Source organism: Gelidibacter mesophilus DSM 14095 (assembly GCF_000423005.1).
Lineage (GTDB): Bacteria > Bacteroidota > Bacteroidia > Flavobacteriales > Flavobacteriaceae > Gelidibacter > Gelidibacter mesophilus.
The window spans coordinates 245,961-269,240 of record NZ_AUHD01000008.1; the positions used below are offsets into that span (position 1 = coordinate 245,961).

Sequence of the window (23,280 nt, forward strand, 5' to 3'; positions counted from 1 at the left end):
TTTACTGATGTAAATTTTTTTTTTCGTGCCGTCTTAAAAAAAAAAATAAATATAGGGAATAGAAAATTTGTTTATTACCGAAATTGAATGTTAATTTGTGAAGAATAAATACTCTTGGGGAGTTTTTATTAAAAATAAGGAATAATAAAATAATTTATTACGTATGAGCGAAGTTCAAATTAAAACAATCTCAGTTTCTAAACAGGAGTGGGAGAAGGTCATGAATACATTAGATGTATTGCATGAGAAGGTTTCAAGATTAGTTTCAATTGATAGTAAGGAGTTCCTTACTAAAAAGGAAGTCATGAATATCCTAAAAATAGGTCGTACTACACTTGATCGTTATATTGAAGAAGGCTTGTTGCAGGAGGTGAAACTCGGTAAAGGAACTAGAGGGTACATTAAACAGTCTGAGATAGACGATATAATGGGAAAAACAAAAAAGTGTTGATTTACGAGATCAACACTTTTTGCATGTATAATTGTTAGCTTATACTTTTCATTCAAGACGTAAATATAAGCATAACATTCTTAAAATAAAATTCTTAGATGTTATGAGTGATAAAAAATCAATTTTAAAAGACACTTCATCTTTTAAAATTAAACCTGTTAATCAATGGATTAACCTTGCCAAAATCGAGACCTCTCTTTGGGTCAATCTGGCATGAATATGAAGTCGCAATCGCTTTTGCAAATACTGGCAAAGGCAAATCCATCAATAGTTATCAAATTTTTGATGCCATTTCAAAAGGTCATCCAGTTCTAGGTCTGGCCACAACTAAGTCAAAAGTTTTATATTTTGATTTTGAATTGTCCAGCCGTTCTTTAGTGACTAGATATACCAACGACAATGACGAACCTTACAGTTTTTCTGATAGTTTTTTAAGAGCAGAAATAGATTATAGTACTATAGATATCCACAGCGTTTCTATTGAAAATGGGATATTGGACCAAATTGAAGCAGATGTGGTTAAACATAAGCCAACGGCTATATGTATTGATAATATTTCCTTTATATCAGCAAATAATGAGAAATCTAAAGATGCTTTAGAGTTTTCAAAAGGACTACTCAAAATAAGTAGGTCATTAAAAGTGGCCATTTTAATACTTGCCCATAGACCAAAAAGTCAAGATATATCAGCCCCTATTAACTTAGATCACCTTGCAGGTTCAAAGGCATTAAGTAATTTTTGTGACCAGTGCTTCTCCATCTGTGACTCTGTACAAGGCACAGATATAGTCTATATAAAAGAATTGAAAAACAGAAATAGACGCATCATTTATGATTCCGAAAATGTGATTGAATGCAGAATTGTTAAAGATGACAAGTTTTTGAAATTTGAAAAAATGGGAATCGGCATTGAGGCTGATCATCTTTTTAAAGTCCAGGATAAAAGTGCCTCTAAATTAGATGACATTTTAGCTCTGAAAGAAGAGGGCTTGTCTAATGTTAAGATAGGCGAGAAACTTGGAATATCCGAAGGCACAGTACGTAATATCCTAAAAAAAGAAAACTAATAATTACGAGGTAATTACGAGCCTATTTAACACTTTGATAGATTGGTTATCAGTTATTTAAGAGGTGTTTTTTAACAAACTCGTAATCGTAATTATTTTAGTGCATACCCACCTCGTAAATTACGAGGTGATGCACACCAGCGTTACGATTACGAGAATGTTAAAATTTCGCTGTAACATATTGATTTTTAAACTTTATTGTCTGAATATGCCTCGTAATTACCTCGTAAAAGAAGCCTTATTTATAGGGTTTACCTCGTAAATTCTAAATATTTTACGAGTTTTTAATCTTTCAAGGTTAGGTTTACTTAAGAAGCCAAATACACATCTAAAAAACTATTAAATGAACTGTAAAGAAGCAAAAAATATAGACATCGATTCCTATCTGAAAAGGCATGGTCAGAAACCTGACAAAAATTATGGGAATTACTCAATGTACTTTTCTCCATTGAGAAACGAAACAACGGCATCACTAAAAGTTGACCGGATAAAAAATCTATGGATGGACTTTGGTGCAGAGAAAGGTGGAACAATTATCGATCTGGTCATGTATTTAAATAATTGTTCAATAGAGGAAGCGCTTAAAATTCTTTCTAATGATATTTTTTTATTTCACCAGCCACCAAAAATTGCAATGAAAGAAAAAAACTATTCAATTGATAAAGTGACAGAAATAGAGAACAGCAACTTGCTACGATATCTCGATAAGAGAAAGCTCAATCATGATTTTGTTAAACAATTTTGTAGCCAAGTACATTACACTTTCAGTAACAGAAAAACGGCGTACGGAATTGGATTTAGAAATGATCTGGGGGGATTTGAAATTAGAAATGAAGGCTATCAAGGTTGTCTTGGTAAAAAGTCTATAACATCTATTTTAAATAACTCGAAAACGGCTTCCCTTTTTGAATCGTGGTCTGACTTCATGGCATATCTCTCACTCAAAAACAGGATACCAGAAGAGGATTTTATTATTTTAAATAGCACTTCTCTGGTAAAACACACAAAAAAATTATTGAAAAATTACACCATCTTAAAAGTGCTTTTTGACAATGATGATTCCGCAAGGAGAGCTTTAAACTTTGTACAAGAAAATGCAGAAGGAAGAGTGATAGATTGTAGCGTACACTACTCAGATTATAATGACTTGAATGAGTTTTTAATAAATTATAAAATAACGAAATCGAAAGTAAAGCCGAGCGATTGAGGTAAGAGCTAGCATGATAGGAACTAGCATGGTAGAAATTAGCAAGACGGAACGGGGCAGAGCCCTGTTCATCTTGTTCTGCGAAGCCTAAACCCTTTAAAATAAAGGGTTTGCAATTCATGAGAATTGCTATAAATATATTTAAAATATATTTTTTTTGAATGAAATGATTTAATGTTCTGATTGTCAGCGATTAATATGCGTGCTGACATATATTAACTAAAAAATAATTATGAAAAGTAAACCTCAAAATACAACAACGATCTCTTTATCAATTTCTGATAATCAAAGGTTAACGGCGTGGTGTCATGTACATTCTATTGCCAAGAAGGAATTTGTCTCAATTATATTGAACTACTTAGAAGTCAATGGTGTTAATCCGAAAGTGCATAACGTCCCAAAGACTGAATTGGAGAAGATGAATAAAAGGATTAACCAGTTTTTTGCATTTATAAAAACTCAGGAAAAAGAGTATTTACGTCCTGCATTAGAGGCCATTGTAGCTACAGAAAGATCCTTAAAATCTGATATCAAAAATCTTGTAATAAAGTCAGATTTGAATAAATTCTCTGACTCAATAGATGATGATAATATTGCAGATCTTATAACAGAGACAAATACATCAGAGATAAAAAAAATTCTAGATAAGCTTAATAGAATAGAAAAAAATTCGAAAGAGTTTCAAGAAGCCATTCAGGCAGATGTGACTGCAATAAAAAATAAAAGAAGATTTTCAATTTAGACACTATGCATTTAAAAATTCAAGGTGGTGGAGATGGGAAATATTCTAATCAAGGAAGCTGTTCTTCTTTGGTTAGTTATTTAGAGCATGAAGATTTAGAGAGGATCAAACAAGGACTTAAGGCAGAACCATTTTTCAATCATTCAGGTGAAGTTAGTGGTAATACTATCATTTCGGAAATAGATAATAACAAGAAGAAATTATGTAAAAACGATTCTAAATTTTTCATGATTACCTTCAGTCCTTCAAAAGAAGAACAGAAACACTTAGGCTTAAAAGAAGAAAATAAGTCAGAAAAGATTAAAGATTATGTTCGTAAGGAATTAATGCAACAATATGCAGAGAATTTTAATAAAGGACTTAACGCAGAAGATTTAATGTACTTCGCAAAAATACATCATGAGCGCATAAAGAGTGCTAACGATGAGAACCTGCATGTTCATATTCTAGTTTCCCGCAAAACATTAGATGGTAGATTAAAAATATCTCCGCAAACTAACCATCGTAATACAAAATCAGGAGCGGTGAAAGGCGGTTTCGTACGAATAGATTTTTATAAGAATGCAGAAATGGCATTCGATAGAAAATTTCTTTATCTACGAAAAAAAGAGGAACATTTTGATTATAAAAAACAGTACAAAATAGCTAAGCCAGATGAGTTAAAGCTTTTGATTGAAAGCAAACTCTTATATAATCAAAAGCAAAGTGAACAACACCTGAGCTTTTTCAATTTATTAAAAGAGCAAGATTTCGATTCTGACCTTATTGATCATATGCTGAAAGGTGGTCGAGTCCAAAAAGATCAATCAATCTATTCAATAGCTTTAACCAATGAAGGCCAATTTCAATTGCAGTCTATAAAAAGAACCCTAGATTCATTAAAACAGAATCTAGAAATTACCAATGAAGAAGAAAGCTTACGAAGCAATAGAAGAAAAAGGGGCAGATCTTGGTAGATTTTAGCCGAAAGCCATAAGGTTTTGGCAGGTGGAAATAGACATTCGTTGCATCAGCTATTAAACCTGCTTATATAAAAATACATTTATACAATTATAGTATTGTGTAAAAACACAAAACTATATTTTCGGATAGAACAATGCTTAAACAGGTAATTCCAGAAACAAAACGTTAGAATCACAGTTAAACACAGCATTGTTGAAAATGGATAGCGTGTTATAATACGGGATGATACATTGTTTTTTTTTATTTCATTGCAAAAAATAAGTAGAGATGTCATTCTTTCTTCTCTTCACGCATAACGAGTATTGCATTCATCGAGAGATAAGAAAACAAGAAAGATAAAAATAGACATGATACCTGTTTTTAGTGTATTGATTGCGAGTTGGATATTGTTTTATACAAATGTATAAAGCTGTTTTTATATAAAAATAGGTTTATATAAATATATAAAAATAATCAGGATCAAGTTTTCTGAAACGAGTAAAACATCCATATTTAAAGATTTAAATCCTTAAATTTGTACTTACTAGAGAAACTTAAAATAGAGAATATAAGTAAATAAATAATAACATATAAAGCGTTTAGCTTTTGATTTGGTATCAGAAAATCGCCAGTTTTATACCCGCCAATATCAAAGCAAGACGCCCACGTTTCTGCGTGGGCTGTTCTTGTTTGGTGGGTGGGTGTCTGGCGATACCTCTGATACCGACAAGTTCAGTTCCACGCTTTTTTTATATCCAAATTATGAAACAAAAAGAAGTAATTTTTTATGAAGAGTTAAGCCTTGAGGCAAAAGAATTAGCTAGAGAATATTTTGCAGTCAGGAGAGTTAATGGGATTGAAGGCTTTATACTTTCAGAAGAAGAATTTATTGATCGTTATAAGGGAACGAATGCCTACAAAGAATTGAAATCAAAGTACTACCATCCAGTTTACACTATAGATGAATGCGATAGTTGTGCTAAGCCTTTTGATATAGACGTAGAGAGTAGAGATGACTTAAATAGGCAAATCAAAAATCCTCCTAAATTATGTCTTGGTTGTAGGAATATGAGTTTCAGTTTAGGTCAAATCATTGCTATTGGGCTAGGTAAGGATGTTTTTTAACAATAGTGATAGAGTTCTTTTATTTGAATCAACAGGGGGAGTCTTTAAAACTGTAGGAAAATATATTAAAAAGGAATATGTTTATTGGTTAGGAGAAATAGACGGAGCTAGTTACTTCTATCTAATTGTTGCATGCAATCTGATAAAATGACAAATACATATAGAAAATACCTTGATCAATTTTTTGAAAAATTTCTTTATTACCGGCATATGAGCGGACGAACTAATAAAGTGTTTCAAAAAGACATAGAAGATTGCACTTCAGAGCAAGTTGACATACATTTCGCTTCAGCTCTAATTATCAGCGATTGGACTGATCCAACAGATAATGGTTGGGAAATAAATTTTCAACCAGGAGTTTATATAGAAACGACAAAAAGTAATTACGAATCGGAAATCAGAAAAATATTATCACGACAACTTTGCCTGCTTTATGCTCAATCTTTTGAGTCATTTGAAAGGTATTTGAAAGATTGTCTCTTTGACAAAATCGGTCGAGACGATACGATTAGAAAATACGTAATTAGCTTACTTCCAAAAACTCAAAAAGATTCAATAACAAGAGAAAGAATGCCAGGTGGGGACAATCTTTTTAAGGTGCTCAAAAAAGTAGGTGGAGAATCATTTAAAGATTTCTCATCAGAAAACAATTTAAATATTAAATTCAAAGAATTGTGGACGATTTTGTCCAACGTAAGACACTCTGTAACTCATAGCGAATCCCTAATAAGCTTGAGGTTAGTGAATAAATCCGATCATCATACTGAAATATTTAATTTTCTATTCAATTCAAATTCCATATCTGAAGACACCATTTCTATTGAACTAGATTATAAAAAATTTGAAAAGCTTATAAAACGATTCTCCGAATTTGCATATCAAGTATTTAAAGTACTTAGTATTGAAGAAGGGCTAGAATTAGAAAATAAAAGGAAGACGATATAAAACAAAACCTATTAGTAATTGTTCAGCGGAACGTTCTTGTTTATCGTCATACAGTTGTGCTTTATTTAAATAAAATCTCTAAAACTATAATAATATGTACTTAAAAAATGATAATATCATTGTTGGATTACTCAAGAATTTAATTAAGAAAAACACCTTCTATCATTCGGAAGGATTTAAAGTCTTTGACGATTATTTTTTTGAGTTTGAATTAGATGTTTCTGGATTTGACGAAGAACTAATAACTAAAGGACTTGAAGAACTGTGTTCTAAACCTATATGGTATAAAATAAAACAGGCAGAAGTTCTTTCTTCAGAGATAAATAATCCAAGCTATAATTTAGCTGATGAAAAGGTGAAGTTTCATATTTTAAAACAAAATTTAATAAAATTTAGAGATTTAACTTTAAAAGAAAAATGATACTTAAAAAACTAAAGTCGCAACACCATTATTTTGACAATTCAAATCTTTATCCCAATATTCGACCGTTCTTAAGTACAAAAACATACCATCTATCTTTAACAACCAGTTATTACCACAATCAGCAAGAGCAATAGATATAAATTACTATTTTTATAAGTTGATTATAGAAATTAGAAAGTTATAAATGAACGCCTCACAAATAGAGAAAAACGTAACCGCCTTAGTTGAAAATTTTAATAAAGAAGAATTTGTATTCGATTTATTACAAGCCTATGGTATTTCAAAAACTTCCGTCACCCGATTAAAGAAAGGCGATTTTAATCTTTCTAAAGTAGAGGGCGAAGTGCTTTATAAAAGTAAAATGCTTTTTAAGGAAGTTACATCTGGATCCTTATTACATACCATTGATGAACTAACAAAGACGCCAGAATCTCTAAAACACAACCCACGTTTTGTAATTGTAACGGATTATAAAACCTTATTAGCAAAAGATATTAGAACAGGTTTATCCTTAGATACTCCTATTCTCGAAATCCATAAACATTACGGATTCTTTTTGCCTTGGGCAGGCCAAGAAAAATACGCTCAAACTAATGAGAATTATGCTGATAGAAAAGCCTCCTATCAAATGGCGAAACTCTACGATATTCTGGTTACTGAAAACCCGAATATCTATGATGATGGAGGCCATAATCTAAACATCTTTCTATCGCGATTACTATTTTGCTTTTTCGCAGAAGACACCGATATTTTACCTATTGAAGGCATGTTCACGGACACTTTGGGCCAGCACACTAAGAAAGACGGATCTGACGTGAACGTGTTTTTGGACAGGCTTTTTAAAGTATTAAATGCGGAAGACAATACCAAGGAGGTATCACACTTTACAGAGTTTCCTTATGTCAATGGTGGCTTGTTTAGAGATACAATTGTCTCTCCAAAATTCACTAAAGAAGCGCGTAAAATTACCTTAGAATGTGGCGATCTGGATTGGAGCGAAATCAATCCGGACATTTTTGGTTCCATGATACAAGCCGTTGTAAATCCTGCCTATCGGAGTGGTTTAGGGATGCATTATACGTCTGTGCCAAATATTATGAAGGTGATAGAGCCTTTGTTTTTAAATGAGCTATATAAGGAGTTTGAAAAATCTAAAGACAAACCAAAAAAACTACGCAAACTCATTTACCGTATTTCAAAACTTAAGATATTCGATCCCGCCTGTGGGAGTGGTAACTTTTTAATTATTGCCTACAAGGAATTACGCAAGCTGGAAATCCAGATTTTACAAGAACTACATAGTTTAGAAACACAGCATTCTATTGTATTTACAGAAGTAAAACTCTCCCAGTTTTATGGGATTGAGTTAGACGATTTCGCGCATGAAATGGCCATTCTCTCTTTATGGTTGGCAGAACACCAAATGAACAAAGTGTTTGTAGATGAGTTGCAAGGGTTCGGGCAAGCTAAACCTATTTTACCTTTAAAGGAAGCTGGCAATATTACCCAAGGCAATGCCACGCGGTTGGATTGGGAAACCATTTGCCCAAAAACACATTCAGACAAGGGGCTTGCGGAAGTATATATTTTGGGGAATCCTCCTTATTTAGGGCAAAGAAATCAGAAAAAAGAACATAAAGAAGATATGGATTTTGCCTTTTATGGTCTTAAAAATTACAAGAATCTTGATTATATATCTATATGGTTCTTAAATGCATCAAGATATACTGATTCTAGTCTAATTAAATTTGCTTTTGTTTCAACAAATTCTATATGTCAAGGTACTCAAATAGAAATGCTTTGGCCAAAGATATTTTCATACGAATTAGAAATATTTTTCGCATTTAAGGATATTAAATGGACTAACAACGCCAAAGGTAATGCTGGTGTTACGGTATCTATTATTGGTCTATCAAAACCAAATAACAGTAAAAAAATATTGTACTTTAATGATACAAAAGTATTCGGAGATAATATTAACCCATATTTAATAATAGGTAATTCCATACTCATTTCAAAGAGAGGAACAGTTCTGTCAAAAATACCTAAAATGGAAGGTGGGAATCAACCTAGAGAAGGTGGCCATTTTATCTTATCAAATGGCGAAAAAGAAATATTTATCAAAGATAATCCCAACACAATTAAATATATAAGGAAATTAACAGGCTCAAATGAATTTTTAAATAATATTGAACGATGGTGTATATGGATAAGAGAAGATGAAGTTCAAGAAGCTGAAAAGATTGATGTTTTAAAAAATAAAATAAATTTAGTTCGCGAATTACGTATTAACGGAAACACTTTAGAAAGAAATTTTGTTAATTATCCGTATAGGTTTATTCAAAATAAAGAAGCAAAGAATGGTCAGATAATAATTCCAGTTGTTTCATCGGAGGCACGAGATTATATTCCCATTGATTTTATAGATAAGGATGTTATAATTCTAAATTCAGCAAACGTAATCTATGATTCTGAAACATTTGTATTTGGTGTTTTATGTTCAAAGATTCATAACATATGGGTTAAAGCAGTTGCCGGGAAATTAGAAAATCGAATACGTTACACAACTGGTGTTTGTTATAACTCTTTTCCCTTTCCAGAAATTACTTCCAAACAAAAAGAACAAATCAACCTCCACGTTTTTGAAGTTTTGGAAGAACGTGAAAAACACTCCAGTAAAACCTTGGCACAATTGTATGATCCAGACAAAATGCCTAAAGGATTAAAAGAGGCGCACCATCAATTGGATTTGGCTATTGAGCGGTGTTATCGTTTAAAACCTTTTACCAGTGATACCGAACGATTGGAGTATTTGTTTAAGGAGTATGAAAAGATGGTGAATAAGAATACGTTGTTGGAAAAGGATAAAAAGAAATCTAAAGTAAAGAAAGCGTAATGGAAAAAATTCTAGACAGCTTATTAAGTTTATCTACGGAGAATGAAATTGTAGAGTTCAAGGAGGCTAAAAATCAATATAGCAAAGATAAATTAGGCCAATATTTTTCAGCCTTGAGTAATGAGGCTAATTTGGCAGATAAGGGTAAAGCATGGTTAGTTTTTGGTGTGAAAGACAATAAAACAGTGGTAGGTACCGACATTACCGATAAACAACTTAATGAATTTAAAACGGAAATTGTACAACATACGTCTCCTAGATCTTCTTTTATAAACGTTCATAAAGTAGAGAAAGATGGCAAAACTATTTTAATGTTAGAAATTCCACCTGCACCCCAAGGACAGCCACTATCATGGAAAGGTCATTGTTACGGCAGAGATGGTGAAAGTTTAGGCGCATTATTATCTGATGAATATGATAGAATTAAAGCTCAAAACATATCTAAAGATTGGAGTGCTGAAACAATTGAATCAGCTTCTATTTCAGACTTATCAGAAGAGGCTATTGCTCAGGCAAGAATACAATACAAATCAAAAAAGCCAAGCTTAGTTAATGAAATAGATGAATGGACAAACGACGTATTTTTAAATAAAGCTAAAATTACGATTCAAGGTAAAATTACAAATACTGCCATTCTTTTATTAGGAAAACCAGAATCTGAACATTTCATCAATCCTGCAACATCGCAAATAACATGGATATTAAAGGATGGCGATAATCTAGAAAAGGACTACGAGCATTTTACATGTCCGTTATTGTTAAATGTAGATAAGATTTATAATAAGATTCGGAATTTAAAGTACCGTTATATAAAGGATGGTACTTTGTTTCCGGAAGAAGTAGATCAATACGATCCCTATATAATTCGAGAGGCTTTAAATAACTGTATTGCACATCAAGATTATACTTTGGGTAGTAAAATAGTGGTTGTAGAAAATGAGAACGCATCTTTGACATTTGCGAATGCTGGAAGTTTTATTCCCCAAAGTGTAGAAAAAGTTATTAAAGCAGACGCACCAGAACCTCATTATAGAAATAAGTTTTTGACTGATGCCATGGTCAACTTAAATATGATAGACACTATAGGAAGTGGCATTAAGCGTATGTTTACGATTCAGCGTAACAAGTATTTTCCATTACCAGACTATAATTTAGCTCAAAACAAAGTGCAAGTGAAGATTATAGGAAAGGTATTAGATCCAAATTATGCTCGAAAATTGGCGCAAATACCCGATTTGTCTTTAGAAGAGATTATCCTTTTAGATAAAGTAGTAAAGAATAATGAACTTACAGATATAGAAATAAAAACGCTCAAAGCAAAGAAGTTAATAGAAGGAAGAAAACCTAATTTTCATATCTCCTCTAAAGTGGCGTCTGCTACAAATCAAAAGGAAGACTACATAAATCTAAAAGGTTTGGATAATGATTATATTCAAAAAATTATAACAGACTATCTCGAGAGATTTGGGAGCGCAATGCGAAGTGATTTAGAGAATGTCTTAATGAATAAGTTGTCTGAAGGATTAGACGATTCACAAAAAATAAATAAAATTAAAAACAACTTACAATCCCTTAGAAATAAAGGAATAATCGAGGTTAAAGGAAAAATATGGAAAATGTCTAAATAAAATAACTAGACATTTTTTAGACATTTATTTAGACATTTCTAGACATTTAAATCCGTCAATCCCTGTTATAGCAAGCGATTAACGAAATTAACTTTAGACATTTTAGTTAAACTTTAGACATTTATGCCAGATATAGTACACGTTACTTACCAACAAACAGGAAAAAGTAAAAGCACCAATGCTTATGGAATGCGCGAAATGCAACAAAAAGCGTTTGAAGCACGCTCGGCACAATACATACTTATAAAAGCACCACCAGCTTCTGGTAAATCCCGTGCCTTAATGTTTATTGGGTTGGATAAACTCATAAATCAAGATATTAAAAAAGTCATCGTAGCCGTTCCTGAGCGTTCTATTGGGAGTTCATTTGCCAAAACAGACTTAATGAAGTATGGTTTTTTTGCAAACTGGGAACCTAATCCGAGATATAATTTATGTACACCTGGCGTAGAGAAAAGTAAAGTAAGCGCATTTATAAACTTTTTAGAAAGTGATGAAAAAATATTAATCTGTACACACGCCACCTTGCGTTTTGCTTTTGATGCCATTGAAGAAAAACAGTTAGACGATTGTTTGTTGGCCATAGATGAGTTTCATCACGTGTCGGTCGATGGCGATAATAGATTAGGAATGGTTTTAAGCGGTATCATGGAGAAATCTACGGCACATGTTGTGGCCATGACAGGATCGTTCTTTAGAGGGGATAGCGTGCCTATTTTATTACCTGAGGATGAAGCCAAATTCACAAAAGTGAAATACGATTATTACCAACAATTAAATGGCTATAATTATTTAAAGTCACTAGGTATCGGCTATCATTTTTACCAAGGAAAATATACGTCCGCTATTCATGAGGTTTTAGACGAAAATAAGAAAACCATTATTCATATTCCAAGTGTTAATTCTGGGGAATCCGAAAAGGATAAATATGAAGAAGTCAACAGAATTGTTGATGGCATTGGCGAATTGGATTATCAAGATCCAGATACTGGTGTTTTATATGTTAAAAGTAAAACGACAGGAAAAGTTTTAAAAATTGCCGATTTAGTTCACGACAATCAAAAGGACAGAGATAAAATACAAGACTACCTGCGCAACATCTCAAGTGTAGATGATATAGATATTATTATAGCCTTGGGGATGGCCAAAGAAGGCTTTGACTGGCCGTATTGCGAACATGCATTAACGGTGGGTTATAGGGGCTCTTTGACAGAGATTATTCAGATTATTGGAAGGGCGACACGAGATAGCGAAAACAAATCACACTCACAGTTTACCAACTTAATTGCGCAACCTGATGCTGAAGATGACTTGGTTAAACTGTCGGTAAATAATATGCTAAAGGCCATTACTGCATCGTTGTTAATGGAGCAAGTATTAGCGCCCAATTTTAAGTTTAAGCCTAAATATCCAGAGGAGGATGAAGATCAAGATGGCGTTGAAGAGGAGGACGAAGATTATATCAAAATTAGAGGTTTTAAATTACCAACCTCTCAGCGTGCAAAAGATATTATAGAAAGTGATATCAACGATTTGAAAGCGCGTATCATGCAAGATGACCAAATGATTAAAGCCATGCCTGGCAATGTCGATCCCGAAGTCATCAATAAAGTATTGATACCTAAAATCATTAAGGAAACCTACCCAGACTTATCAGATGAAGAAGTAGAGGCAGTACGTCAATATGTGGTCGTAGATTCAGTGATCAAAAACAGTACGATTGAAGACGTTGGCGATAAACGATTTATCCGTATGGCAGATAGTTTTGTCAATATTGACGATATTAATATCGATTTGATTGATGCTATAAATCCGTTTCAAAAAGCCTTTGAAATTTTATCTAAATCGGTAACTGCATCGGTGTTTAAAGCCATTCAAGAAACCATTGATGCTACAAGAATAACCATGACCGAAGAAGAAGCCATTATTTTATGGCCTAAAATAAAGAACTGGATTGCAAAGACAGACGAACAACCAAGCATTCAATCTTTTGATCCACAAGAAAGACGATTAGCTGAAGCGATTATATTTCTAAAAGAACAAAAGCGAAAAGCTACAGCAAGCAATGAGTAAAAAAATAACATTAGAAGATATATTTAATGACGATGAGTTAGGAATTTTAGATTCAAAATCCACAACCTCTAACGTTAAAACAGAAGATGAACGCCTCATTGAATCGTTTCAAGAAATTAATGTTTTTTTTGAAAAAAATAACAGAGAGCCAGAAGCCACAAACGTCACCGAATTTAAGCTTTTGTCACGGTTAAAAGCGTTACGGCAAGATGCTAAAAAAATTGAAATTTTGAAATCTTATGACACTCATAACCTGTTAAATACCAAAGTAGAAGTGACATCTGTAATGGATATTTTAAACGATGATGATTTAGGCATATTGGATACCGATGAGACTTTATCCATTTTTAAATTGACGAACGTACCGAGTTCTTCAGAAAGAGCAGAATCTGATTTTGTAGCCCAACGTAAAGCCATGAAAGACAAAGATTTTGAAGCATATGAAATTATGTTTAAGAAGGTCCACAAAGAACTGCGGGAAGGAAGTAGAAAGCTATTTTCTTTTGAAAATGCCGATAAGAATTTGAAAGCAGGTTCTTATTACATTCTAAATGGTATGTTATTATTTTTAGAAGATGTAAAGTTTGAAACTGATAATGTCTCTCTACCCTCAGGCAATAGGCTCCGTAAAGATGGCCGTACACGTATCATTTTCGAGAATGGCACTATGAGTAATATGTTATACCGTTCCTTGGAAAAGGCACTTTTACACCAAGAGAATGATGGTAGAATTGTTTCACATACAGAGACAGAAATTGAGCAAGAATTATTTGATAATGTCAATGCATTAAAAGAAGAAGATCAAGAAACAGGATGGATTTACATATTAAAATCCAAATCGACGCATAAAGAATTAGCGTCTATAAAAAATTTGTATAAAATAGGCTATTCCACAGTTCCTGTTGCTGAACGCATAAAAAATGCCTCCAAAGAATCTACCTATTTAATGGCCGATGTTCACATTGAAGCATCTTATAAAACGTATAACATGAATGCTCAAAAATTTGAGAGCCTCATCCATCGGTTTTTTGCAGAGGCATGTTTAAATATAGACATCCATGACGACATAGGAAGACGAATGACGCCACGAGAATGGTTTGTGGTGCCTTTGTCTATTATTGATAAAGTAATCCATCTTATCATCTCTGAGGAGATTGTTGATTATAGTTATGATAGTGTTCATGAGACTTTGATGAAAAAGTTATGATTAAGCTGTTTTATAAAACATCATTTGTAGGAAAATATATTGAAAAGGAATATGTTTGAACTATAAAAGAAATAGACACAGCTAGTTGCGTCTATTAAATTGTTAGCCACAAGATGAAATAAACCTTATGAATAGATTTGATAACATTCCTAAAGAATTACAAAATATTGAAAATTTCAGGGAGGACGTAAGTATCCTAGTTGGTAAAAATGGTAGTGGAAAAAGTACTCTATTAAATCAACTTGCCAAATATTATATTTCAAGGAATAAAAAAGTAATTGCTTTAGCTAATTCTATTCACGATAAATTCAATTTTAGTCATAGAAATTTTAATATACTTCGAGGTCGTTCAGGAAGGAGGCAAGTTAGATCTACAGTAAAAAAAGCTATGGAAGTTATTGGAAGAGATAAGAATAGACTTCGAAATACAACATTAGCTCTTTCTTACGTTGGTTTTGCACCTACAATTGGGTTCAAATTGGAAAATTTTAACCCTCAAGCTTTATGGAATAGTGATTTGAATATAAGTAATACTGAAAAGGAGAGATTAACTTACTTAATTGAAACATCTGGAAGAGAAAGAAGGAATGACGAGATAATTTGGCTTGATACAGATAATTTAAATTACAATTCTTATGACAAATCAAATCTTACGGAACTATTTAAATGGGAATCTCTATTAAAAAAGATTAAGGTACTTTCAAGAATTGAAGTTTATTTAAGAAAAGGAAATGATGAAATATCGGTGCTTGATGCAAGCTCAGGAGAATTATCACTTATTACATCAATTATATACCTTTCAACAGCAATAGATGAACAAACTGTTATATTAGTAGATGAACCAGAAAATAGTTTACATCCACTTTGGCAGAAAGAATATACTAAAACGCTATTAGACCTTTTTTATCTCTATCAACCTAAAATTATAATAGCTACCCATTCACCTATTGTAGTTAATGGTGCCGAATTATTTTCAGAAAATACAAATGTTTTTAAAGCTCTCGATTTTACATTTGAATTACAAATTAAAGAACCATTAAATGTTGAAGAAATCTATTATCGTTTTTTTGATATTACTACGCCAGAAAATAGATTTTTATCTAATAGATTAGTTAGATTATTAAATCTATTAGCTGAAAATAAAATTACTTTATCTGAATTTACAATTGAACTAGAAAACATTCGAGAGACTGTTTATGATGAAAATCAAAATGAAGCGCTCTCAACTGTTTTGGGATTAGCTGGAGAAATAGTTTTTAATAACAATCAATCAAATTAAGAATTGGAATTAGCGGAAGAAGACATAGTAAACATTGAAAATGCAGTTGCGCAAGGTGGGGACATTTGGAATAACCCACTTGTAGCAAATTTTAAAACAAAAGTAAAAGAATATTACAGAGATTTTGAAAATGAACAATGTTGTTACTGCAAGAAAAATTTTCAAGGAGAATTTAATATGGTTATAGACATAGAACATATTCTTCCCAAAGGAAAAGCTGAATTTAGAGAATTAATGTTCATAACGACTAATCTGAATATTGCTTGTAAAAGATGCAATATGAAAATAAAAGGCAGTAAAACTGATTTTGTATTTGATATCAATAATTCCGCTCAAAATCATATGGACAGCGCTAACTATAGATTTATACATCCCAATGTAGATACGTATTTTGACCATATAAATTTTTTTCAACATATTGAAAATGACAAAAAACTAATAAAGTATAAGATTGTTGCAAATAGTGAGAAAGGAAAATATACATACGAGTATTTTAAACTTAATGAATTAGAAATAGACTCTATAAATCAAGCACAAGGATTGGTAGAGAAAGCGGAATTTTCAGAAAAAATTGACTCAACTATTCAAGATAGATTAAGACAAGCATTTAAGAATATCTAACAAAGCCAGTGGCTAACAAAGATGTATATAAAAAATAGGCTAAACAGTAATAAAATCAAGGCTTGTGGCTTTTATCAAACTTTGTGCTTAACCGAATGTAAGGTGCTTCGAGATTGCCTACTTTTCATATACTAAACGTTGTGATTCATGCATAGAAAACTTGCTATAATGAAAATTTAACATAAAAAATTTAAATGACTGACGACTATAAAGAAGAGTTTTTTGCAAGGTTACAGAAAAGTGAAATTTACTGTACTCTTAAAAATAATTGCTTAGAAAAAGACAACGAAGTAATTGCTCTTGTAGACAATGCTGTTTCATATGCCTTGCAAAGAACAAAAACAATTATTAGACATATGGGAGAATTTACACTACATGATGGTGACCATTTGTTTAGAGTTTTAAATCTTATGGAAAGATTACTAACCAAAAATAATATTCAACATCTTTCTTCTCCAGAATTGATGTTATTAATACTCAGTGCTTTTTTTCACGACATAGGAATGTCGCCTAATGAAAAAGAAGTTATTACATGGAAAAAAATATGGGATACAAACCCAATTATTGAAGAAAATGAAAAAAAATCATTTAACCAATTTAAAAGATTTTATTCAGCAAGACCAGACCAACAAGAAATAATTTCTAAACTCATACTTCAAGGAGATCAATCAAAGGCAGAAATCATAAAGGCATACCTTATAACTGAGTATATAAGACAAACACATGCTGATAGAGCCAGAGAAATTATTGAAAATGATTGGAATAATAAGATAAAATTCAGAGACGCAGATTTAACTGTTGAATTTGCACAAATATGTTTTAGCCATAATGAAGATGCATTATCTGTTCTTGAACTTGACAAAAATTTTCTTTGTGGAACGGATATATATGCGAACTTACCCTTAGTTGCTGTAATTCTTAGGTTAGCAGATATTTTGGATTTTGACGCTAAAAGAACGCCTCCAATTTTATTTTCTCATCTCTATGTTAGACACCCTGTATCAATATCTGAATGGAATAAACACAGAGCTATTCAATCTTGGGAAATTAACCCAGAGTTAATTCAATTTAGTGCCAAATGCACACATCCAGCAATTGAAGCATCAATTCATGAGTTTTGTAATATGATTGACCATGAGTTAAGCGTTTGTAATAATATCATCTCTGAAATAAACACATTCAATAAAAATAACAATAGAGAGTTAATAATCAAAATCCCATTTAAAGTCAACAGAGAAAAAATAAAGACTAAGACTTCCATTAGAAATGAGCCTTTATATATTTATCGAGATACTAAATTTAATCTTAGCAAGAATCAAGTAATTGAACTTTTAATGGGTACAAAACTTTATGGAAATCCTGAAGTTGCATTAAGAGAATTGCTACAAAATTCTATTGATGCTTGTCTACTAAGAGAAGCTCAAGAAAGAAAATGGGGAAATCCATATACACCTCAAATCCTTATTAAATATTATACAGAGAATGAAGAAGATATTTTAGAGGTTATTGATAATGGCACAGGAATGGACCAGTACATTATTGATAATTATTATTCTAAAGTTGGTTCTTCCTTTTATAAATCAACTGATTTTTACAATTTGAAAGCAGAATCAAATGCTGAATTTTATCCAACTTCAAGATTTGGTATAGGAATATTATCATGTTTTATGATTTCAGACACATTAATTGTAGATACAAAGAGAGTTTATGCTCCACACAAGTCAAGTGAAGCTCTAAATATAACAGTTGAAGGACAAGAAAGTATATTTTGGATTAAAAGTGGTAGCAGAGAAACCCCAGGTACAACCACTAAACTTATTCTCCGAAAAAATAAAAATCCATGGAGAAAAATGACACCAGAAAAGTTTATAATAAATGTTGAAAATGTAATTCCAAATCCTCCATTTGAGATTAAAATAGAAACATCTTCTCAAAGTAAAGTACGTAATAAAGAAAGTTTTAAAGAAATTACAATTCACTCATTACAAGACTATTCATGGAGTGAGAACGAAAATATTCGAACTTTTGATATTAAAATTAATAAAGAAAAAATCGGAATAATTGGAACAGCATCAGTCGCAATATTGGAAAGTAATAATCAGCCGAAAGAGAAAATAGAACTGAATTCAAAAGATGTCGACATAGAAGGAGAAATATTTAAACTAGAAAGAGAAATTGAACTATCAGAAAACTCGATAAGAGAAAGATCTAAATCAATTACAATTGGTGATGATGGAGAAATAAGAGAAAATGATTCTACAAGGTTATATACCCAATCAAAATCAAAACTTTCCTTACATGGAATAGAAATTCCTACTACTTTATTCACTGAACCATATATGCTAAAAAACAATCAAGTAAAAATATCCTGGCCATTTCCACTTATTTTGATAATTGATATTTGTGGAAATAGAGATTTGGATTTGAACTCTCCAAGAACTGAAATAATTGAAAGTGAAAAATGGTTTGAATTTGAAGAAGAATTGGCTTATATAATATGTAAAAAACTGAAAAGTAAAGTAAGTATCAATTATTGGAATCAATTAAATAAAATCTTTGTTAGCCGAACTAAAAATGAAGCTTTCTTGAGAGCTCTTGATAGACTTGAAAAAAGTACGAAAGAACAACACGTGTCCTATAGTTAATTGCTGGTTTTAGCCAATTTACGAAAGTTCCTGAGGACTTTCTATCTGTGATTTTTAACTAACTTTAGTGCTTAAAACGCGCAACTAATACACAAACACGTTATAGCCAATGTGATCACGGTTCTCCTAACAACTTACCATTTGAAATTAAAGTATGGAAATAAACATAAAAAATTGCAATAATATTGAAAGTGGAAAAATAAAGATTTCCAGCAATAAATTAAATATCAAATTTGGAATTAATGGTACAGGGAAAAGCACAATTACTAGAGCTATTAAGTACAGTTTAGAATCGCCTGAACTCTTAAAAGAATTAACACCTTTTAAATTTAGAGGTCAAGAAATTGAAATTGTCCCAGAAGTAGAAACTAGCGAAGAAATCAAAAGTGTGCTTATTTTTAATGAAGAATACCTAAATCAATTTCTATTTAAGGAAGATGAATTAATTTCAAATAGCTATGAAATCTTCATTGAAACACCTGAATTTAAAAGTTATACAACTCAAATTGAACAGTTACTATCCGAAATCAAAAAAGTATTTTCAGAAAACACAGAGCTTGATAAAATAATATCTGATTTTGAAAATTTATCAAAAAGTTTTGCGACTACGCAAACTGGTCTTTCAAAATCTTCAGCTCTTTACAAAGGCTTAAAAGAAGGTAATAAAATTGAACATATACCTGAAAAACTCAAAGGATACAGTAAATTAATCCAAAATAAAAATTGTGTAAGCTGGCTAGATTGGCAGAATAAAGGTGAACAATTTCTTGAAATATCTGATAACTGTCCTTATTGTACATCTTCAACACTTGAGAATAAGGAAACGATAAAGTCAGTATCAACATACTATAACAAAAATGTAATAAAGAACTTCAATGTAATTATTGAAGCATTACAAAATCTCGGAGAATATTTTTCTGAAAATGCAAATACAACATTAAAAGGAATAACTGAAAAACAAACAGGATTAGAAGATTCTGAAATGAATTATATTGTTGTTGTGAAGCAACAAATTGACGATTTATTAATAAAGCTAAAATCTCTAAAGAATATATCACCTTTAAGTTTTAGCGAAGACCAAAAGGCAGAAGAGAAATTAAAAGAATTAAAAATTAACGTTGATTTATTTGATAGATTAAAAGCAGGTAAGACTATCGAGATAATAACATCCTTAAACGCTTCACTTGATACAGTCTTGAAAAAAGTTGGGACTTTACAAGGTGAAATAAACAAGCAGAAAAATCTTGTCAAAAAGCTAATTCAAAAACACCGAGACGGCATCAATTCATTCCTAATGAATGCAGGATATAAATATACTGTTGAAATTGAGAATAGTAATTCGAATGATTACAAATTATTATTAAAACATATTGAATCAACTGACGTAATTAATGGAGGAAAACAGTATTTAAGCTTTGGAGAAAAAAATGCTTTTTCGCTTGTTCTTTTTATGTACGAAGCCTTACATAAGAAACCTGAACTCATTATTCTCGACGACCCAATTTCTTCTTTTGATAAAAGTAAAAAATATGCTATAATGCATATGCTTTTTAGAGGTAAAAGTAAAGACTGCTTTTTAAATAAAACAGTACTGATGTTAACTCACGACCTTGACCCAGTTATTGATACCGTGAAAGTTCTTAAAGAGTTTAGCAATTTATCCGAATCAAATTTTTTATCTAATAAAAACGGTCAACTTCAGGAAACAAGAATAAAAAAGAATAACTTATCCTCTTTTGCCCAAATTTGTATAAAGGCTTTAGAATCAGAATTGGATGGAGTAATAAAACTAATCTATTTAAGGCGTCATTTTGAAATAATAGATGATTTAGGGAACGAATATCAAGTACTATCTAATTTATTTCATAAAAGAAAAAAAGAAGAATGTACTGACCATAGAAAGGAAATTGGGAATGATTTATTATCTGAAATAGACTTTAATTCTGGAATAATGAAAATAAAAGAATTTATTCCCACTTTCAACTATGATTTATTGGTAAACTCATTAAGTGATTTTCCGTTTTTAAAGAATTTATATTTGAGTTCTGAAAATAGCTACACCAAGTTAAATGTATTTAGACTGATATATGAAGAAAATCTTGAAGAAATACCAAGTGTATTAAGAAAATTCATCAATGAAACATTTCACATCGAGAATGAATTAATTTGTCAACTTGACCCAAATGATTATAATTTAATTCCTGATTTTATAGTTGAAGAATGTGATAAATACGTGGCTGAAATATAAAATACTGGCTATAGCACCGTGTCCTATAATTAATTGCTTCTATTCTATTTACGAAAATCCTTGCAGATTTTCTATTTGGTTTTTATTTACTAAATTCCGTGCTTAATCACACAACTATCATATGCATAGTCATTTAAGATCTCGTCTTTGGATTGTCGATAAGGTTCTGCAAGTTTTAAACCCATTGATTGCCCAAAAGAACCTTTAATAAAATCAAATAGAATTATTCATTCTTACTATAGTGGCTCGTATGTAAATGATGAAAATGAATTAGAAAAAGAGATTGAATTAAATTTGCAAGAGCGATTTCCAAAAGAAGAAGTTGAAATCTGTTGGCTCAATAAAAGAGAAATTTTAAGTTTCTAAATTGTTTCTTTATAAATGAAGAGAACAAAATGTGAAATGCCATTTATTGATACTATTATGATACCCAATTCCAATATAATATTGTAAAATCTTAATCAACAGGCGTTTAATGATTTCTAATACAGCCCAGGTGGGACCACATCTTAAGAATGTAAAGCCTTATAAACGTTAAGTTTATGGGGCTTTTTTAATTGAAGCGAATGAATTGGGAGGCTAGTTTTGATAACGAACCAATTATTTTTAGTTGTTGATAGCATTCGCTGCATTACTTCTTTTCAAAGGTTGGCAGTCTTTTTCCAATTTTGTTTCCCATTTTTGGTTACTTCGGTTCGATTTGTGCCAGTGATTTCGGTTTCATAGTGCCAGGCATTTCGGTTCAAACTGTGCCATTTTTGCCTGTGTGTTAATAACCCATAACGGTTCGATTTGTGCCACTTTGAAAGATCAAGTATTAATTACCTTATCGCTTAAAAGAATGCGATATGGCCAACACACTTGATCCAATGGACTTAAAACAAATCATTTCCCTTCATCTGGATGGGTTCAGCAACCGTAAAATAGGTGCTACCCTCGGGATATCCCGCAACACGGTAAACAATTATGTGCGGCTGTTCAAGGCCAGCACCCGTTCCTTAGAAGAGCTTTTGGCCAGTGACAATGTTGCCCTTGAGGCACTCTTCCCTTCCAGTACCACCATAGCCAATCCCCGCTATGAGGAGCTCATGTTGTATTTTGACGGCATCAATAAGGCACGGAACCATCCGGGGTTTACCTTTTTGTTCCATTATCAGGAATATCTACAGACCGCTAAGAAGCCCTATAGCTATACCCAGTTCATGGAGCATTACAACCGTAAATATGCAAAGGTGAGGGGATCCATGAAATTGGAACATGATCCGGGCAATGAGATGTATATCGACTTCGCGGGCAAGAAGCTGCAGATCGTGGATCGGTCCACCGGGGAACTCATCCCGGTGGAAGTCTTCGTGGCCATCCTCCCCAACAGCCAGTACACCTATGTGGAGGCCTGCCATAACCAAAAGAGAGCGGATTTTATTACCTGCTGTGGACATGCCTTGGAGTTTTATGGCGGCGTTCCCAAGGCCATCGTCTCCGACAATCTAAAGTCGGCCGTGACCCGTGCCAGTCGCTATGAGGCAGATATCAACCGTAGTTTTAAGGACTTTGCCAGGCACTACAACTGCGTGATCAACCCGACCCGTGGCTATTCCCCGCAGGACAAGGCCCTTGTGGAGAATGCCGTCCATCTTGCCTACCAGCGCATCTATTATCCCTTGCGCAATATGACCTTCTTCTCCCTCAACGAGCTCAACAGGGAGATCCGCAGGCTGTTGACGGCCTATAACAATCTATTGTTCAAGAGAAAGCAGGCCAGCCGCTTGGAGCTCTTCCA

At 32.3% G+C, this 23,280-nt stretch carries 17 protein-coding genes; all 17 read left to right on the forward strand.

Annotated features, from left to right (window positions below; genetic code table 11):
- Window positions 1–163 precede the first annotated feature (163 nt).
- On the forward strand, window positions 164–451 hold the full coding sequence (locus tag G525_RS0111405; protein WP_027126296.1) for a helix-turn-helix transcriptional regulator: 288 nt from the start codon (window positions 164–166) through the stop codon (window positions 449–451).
- Between the two features lie 176 nt (window positions 452–627).
- Window positions 628–1,518, forward strand: a complete 891-nt coding sequence (locus G525_RS20785) for an AAA family ATPase (RefSeq protein ID WP_051209893.1) — start codon at window positions 628–630, stop codon at window positions 1,516–1,518.
- A 343-nt stretch (window positions 1,519–1,861) separates the two neighbouring features.
- Entirely contained in the window at window positions 1,862–2,725 is an 864-nt protein-coding gene (locus G525_RS20790) for a toprim domain-containing protein (protein WP_051209894.1), read from the forward strand.
- 232 nt (window positions 2,726–2,957) lie between these two features.
- Window positions 2,958–3,467, forward strand: a complete 510-nt coding sequence (locus G525_RS0111420; RefSeq protein ID WP_027126297.1) for a BfmA/BtgA family mobilization protein — start codon at window positions 2,958–2,960, stop codon at window positions 3,465–3,467.
- Window positions 3,468–3,472: 5 nt separating this feature from the next.
- The gene (locus tag G525_RS20795) at window positions 3,473–4,423 is read left to right on the forward strand and encodes a DUF5712 family protein (protein WP_051209895.1); all 951 of its coding nucleotides are present in this window, start codon (window positions 3,473–3,475) and stop codon (window positions 4,421–4,423) included.
- A gap of 748 nt (window positions 4,424–5,171) precedes the next feature.
- Complete coding sequence (locus G525_RS0111430; protein WP_027126298.1) at window positions 5,172–5,534, forward strand: hypothetical protein; 363 nt, start codon at window positions 5,172–5,174, stop codon at window positions 5,532–5,534.
- Window positions 5,535–5,681: 147 nt separating this feature from the next.
- On the forward strand, window positions 5,682–6,479 hold the full coding sequence (locus G525_RS0111440) for a hypothetical protein (protein ID WP_027126299.1): 798 nt from the start codon (window positions 5,682–5,684) through the stop codon (window positions 6,477–6,479).
- Between the two features lie 94 nt (window positions 6,480–6,573).
- Window positions 6,574–6,900: a hypothetical protein gene (locus tag G525_RS0111445; protein ID WP_027126300.1), complete on the forward strand. Its 327-nt coding sequence runs from the start codon at window positions 6,574–6,576 to the stop codon at window positions 6,898–6,900.
- Window positions 6,901–7,087: 187 nt separating this feature from the next.
- Entirely contained in the window at window positions 7,088–9,799 is a 2,712-nt protein-coding gene (locus G525_RS0111450) for a class I SAM-dependent DNA methyltransferase (RefSeq protein ID WP_027126301.1), read from the forward strand.
- Window positions 9,799–11,427 carry an RNA-binding domain-containing protein gene (locus G525_RS0111455; RefSeq protein ID WP_027126302.1) on the forward strand — a complete coding sequence of 543 codons (1,629 nt, stop codon included), beginning with the start codon at window positions 9,799–9,801 and terminating at the stop codon, window positions 11,425–11,427. The genes G525_RS0111450 and G525_RS0111455 overlap by 1 nt, the downstream gene beginning before the upstream one ends.
- A 123-nt stretch (window positions 11,428–11,550) precedes the next feature.
- Window positions 11,551–13,500, forward strand: a complete 1,950-nt coding sequence (locus G525_RS0111460; RefSeq protein WP_027126303.1) for a DEAD/DEAH box helicase — start codon at window positions 11,551–11,553, stop codon at window positions 13,498–13,500.
- On the forward strand, window positions 13,493–14,707 hold the full coding sequence (locus tag G525_RS0111465) for a GIY-YIG nuclease family protein (RefSeq protein ID WP_027126304.1): 1,215 nt from the start codon (window positions 13,493–13,495) through the stop codon (window positions 14,705–14,707). Before G525_RS0111460 ends, G525_RS0111465 begins: the two co-directional genes overlap by 8 nt.
- Before the next feature lie 127 nt (window positions 14,708–14,834).
- Complete coding sequence (locus G525_RS0111470; RefSeq protein WP_027126305.1) at window positions 14,835–15,986, forward strand: AAA family ATPase; 1,152 nt, start codon at window positions 14,835–14,837, stop codon at window positions 15,984–15,986.
- Between the two features lie 3 nt (window positions 15,987–15,989).
- Entirely contained in the window at window positions 15,990–16,607 is a 618-nt protein-coding gene (locus G525_RS0111475) for a hypothetical protein (protein WP_027126306.1), read from the forward strand.
- Window positions 16,608–16,801: 194 nt separating this feature from the next.
- A complete protein-coding gene (locus G525_RS20800; protein WP_051209896.1) occupies window positions 16,802–19,252 on the forward strand; it encodes an HD domain-containing protein in 2,451 nt (816 codons plus the stop codon).
- 154 nt (window positions 19,253–19,406) lie between these two features.
- Window positions 19,407–21,500 carry a hypothetical protein gene (locus tag G525_RS0111485; RefSeq protein ID WP_027126307.1) on the forward strand — a complete coding sequence of 698 codons (2,094 nt, stop codon included), beginning with the start codon at window positions 19,407–19,409 and terminating at the stop codon, window positions 21,498–21,500.
- Between the two features lie 848 nt (window positions 21,501–22,348).
- On the forward strand, window positions 22,349–23,280 hold a 932-nt coding region (istA, locus tag G525_RS0111490; protein WP_035479505.1), incomplete at its 3' end, for an IS21 family transposase.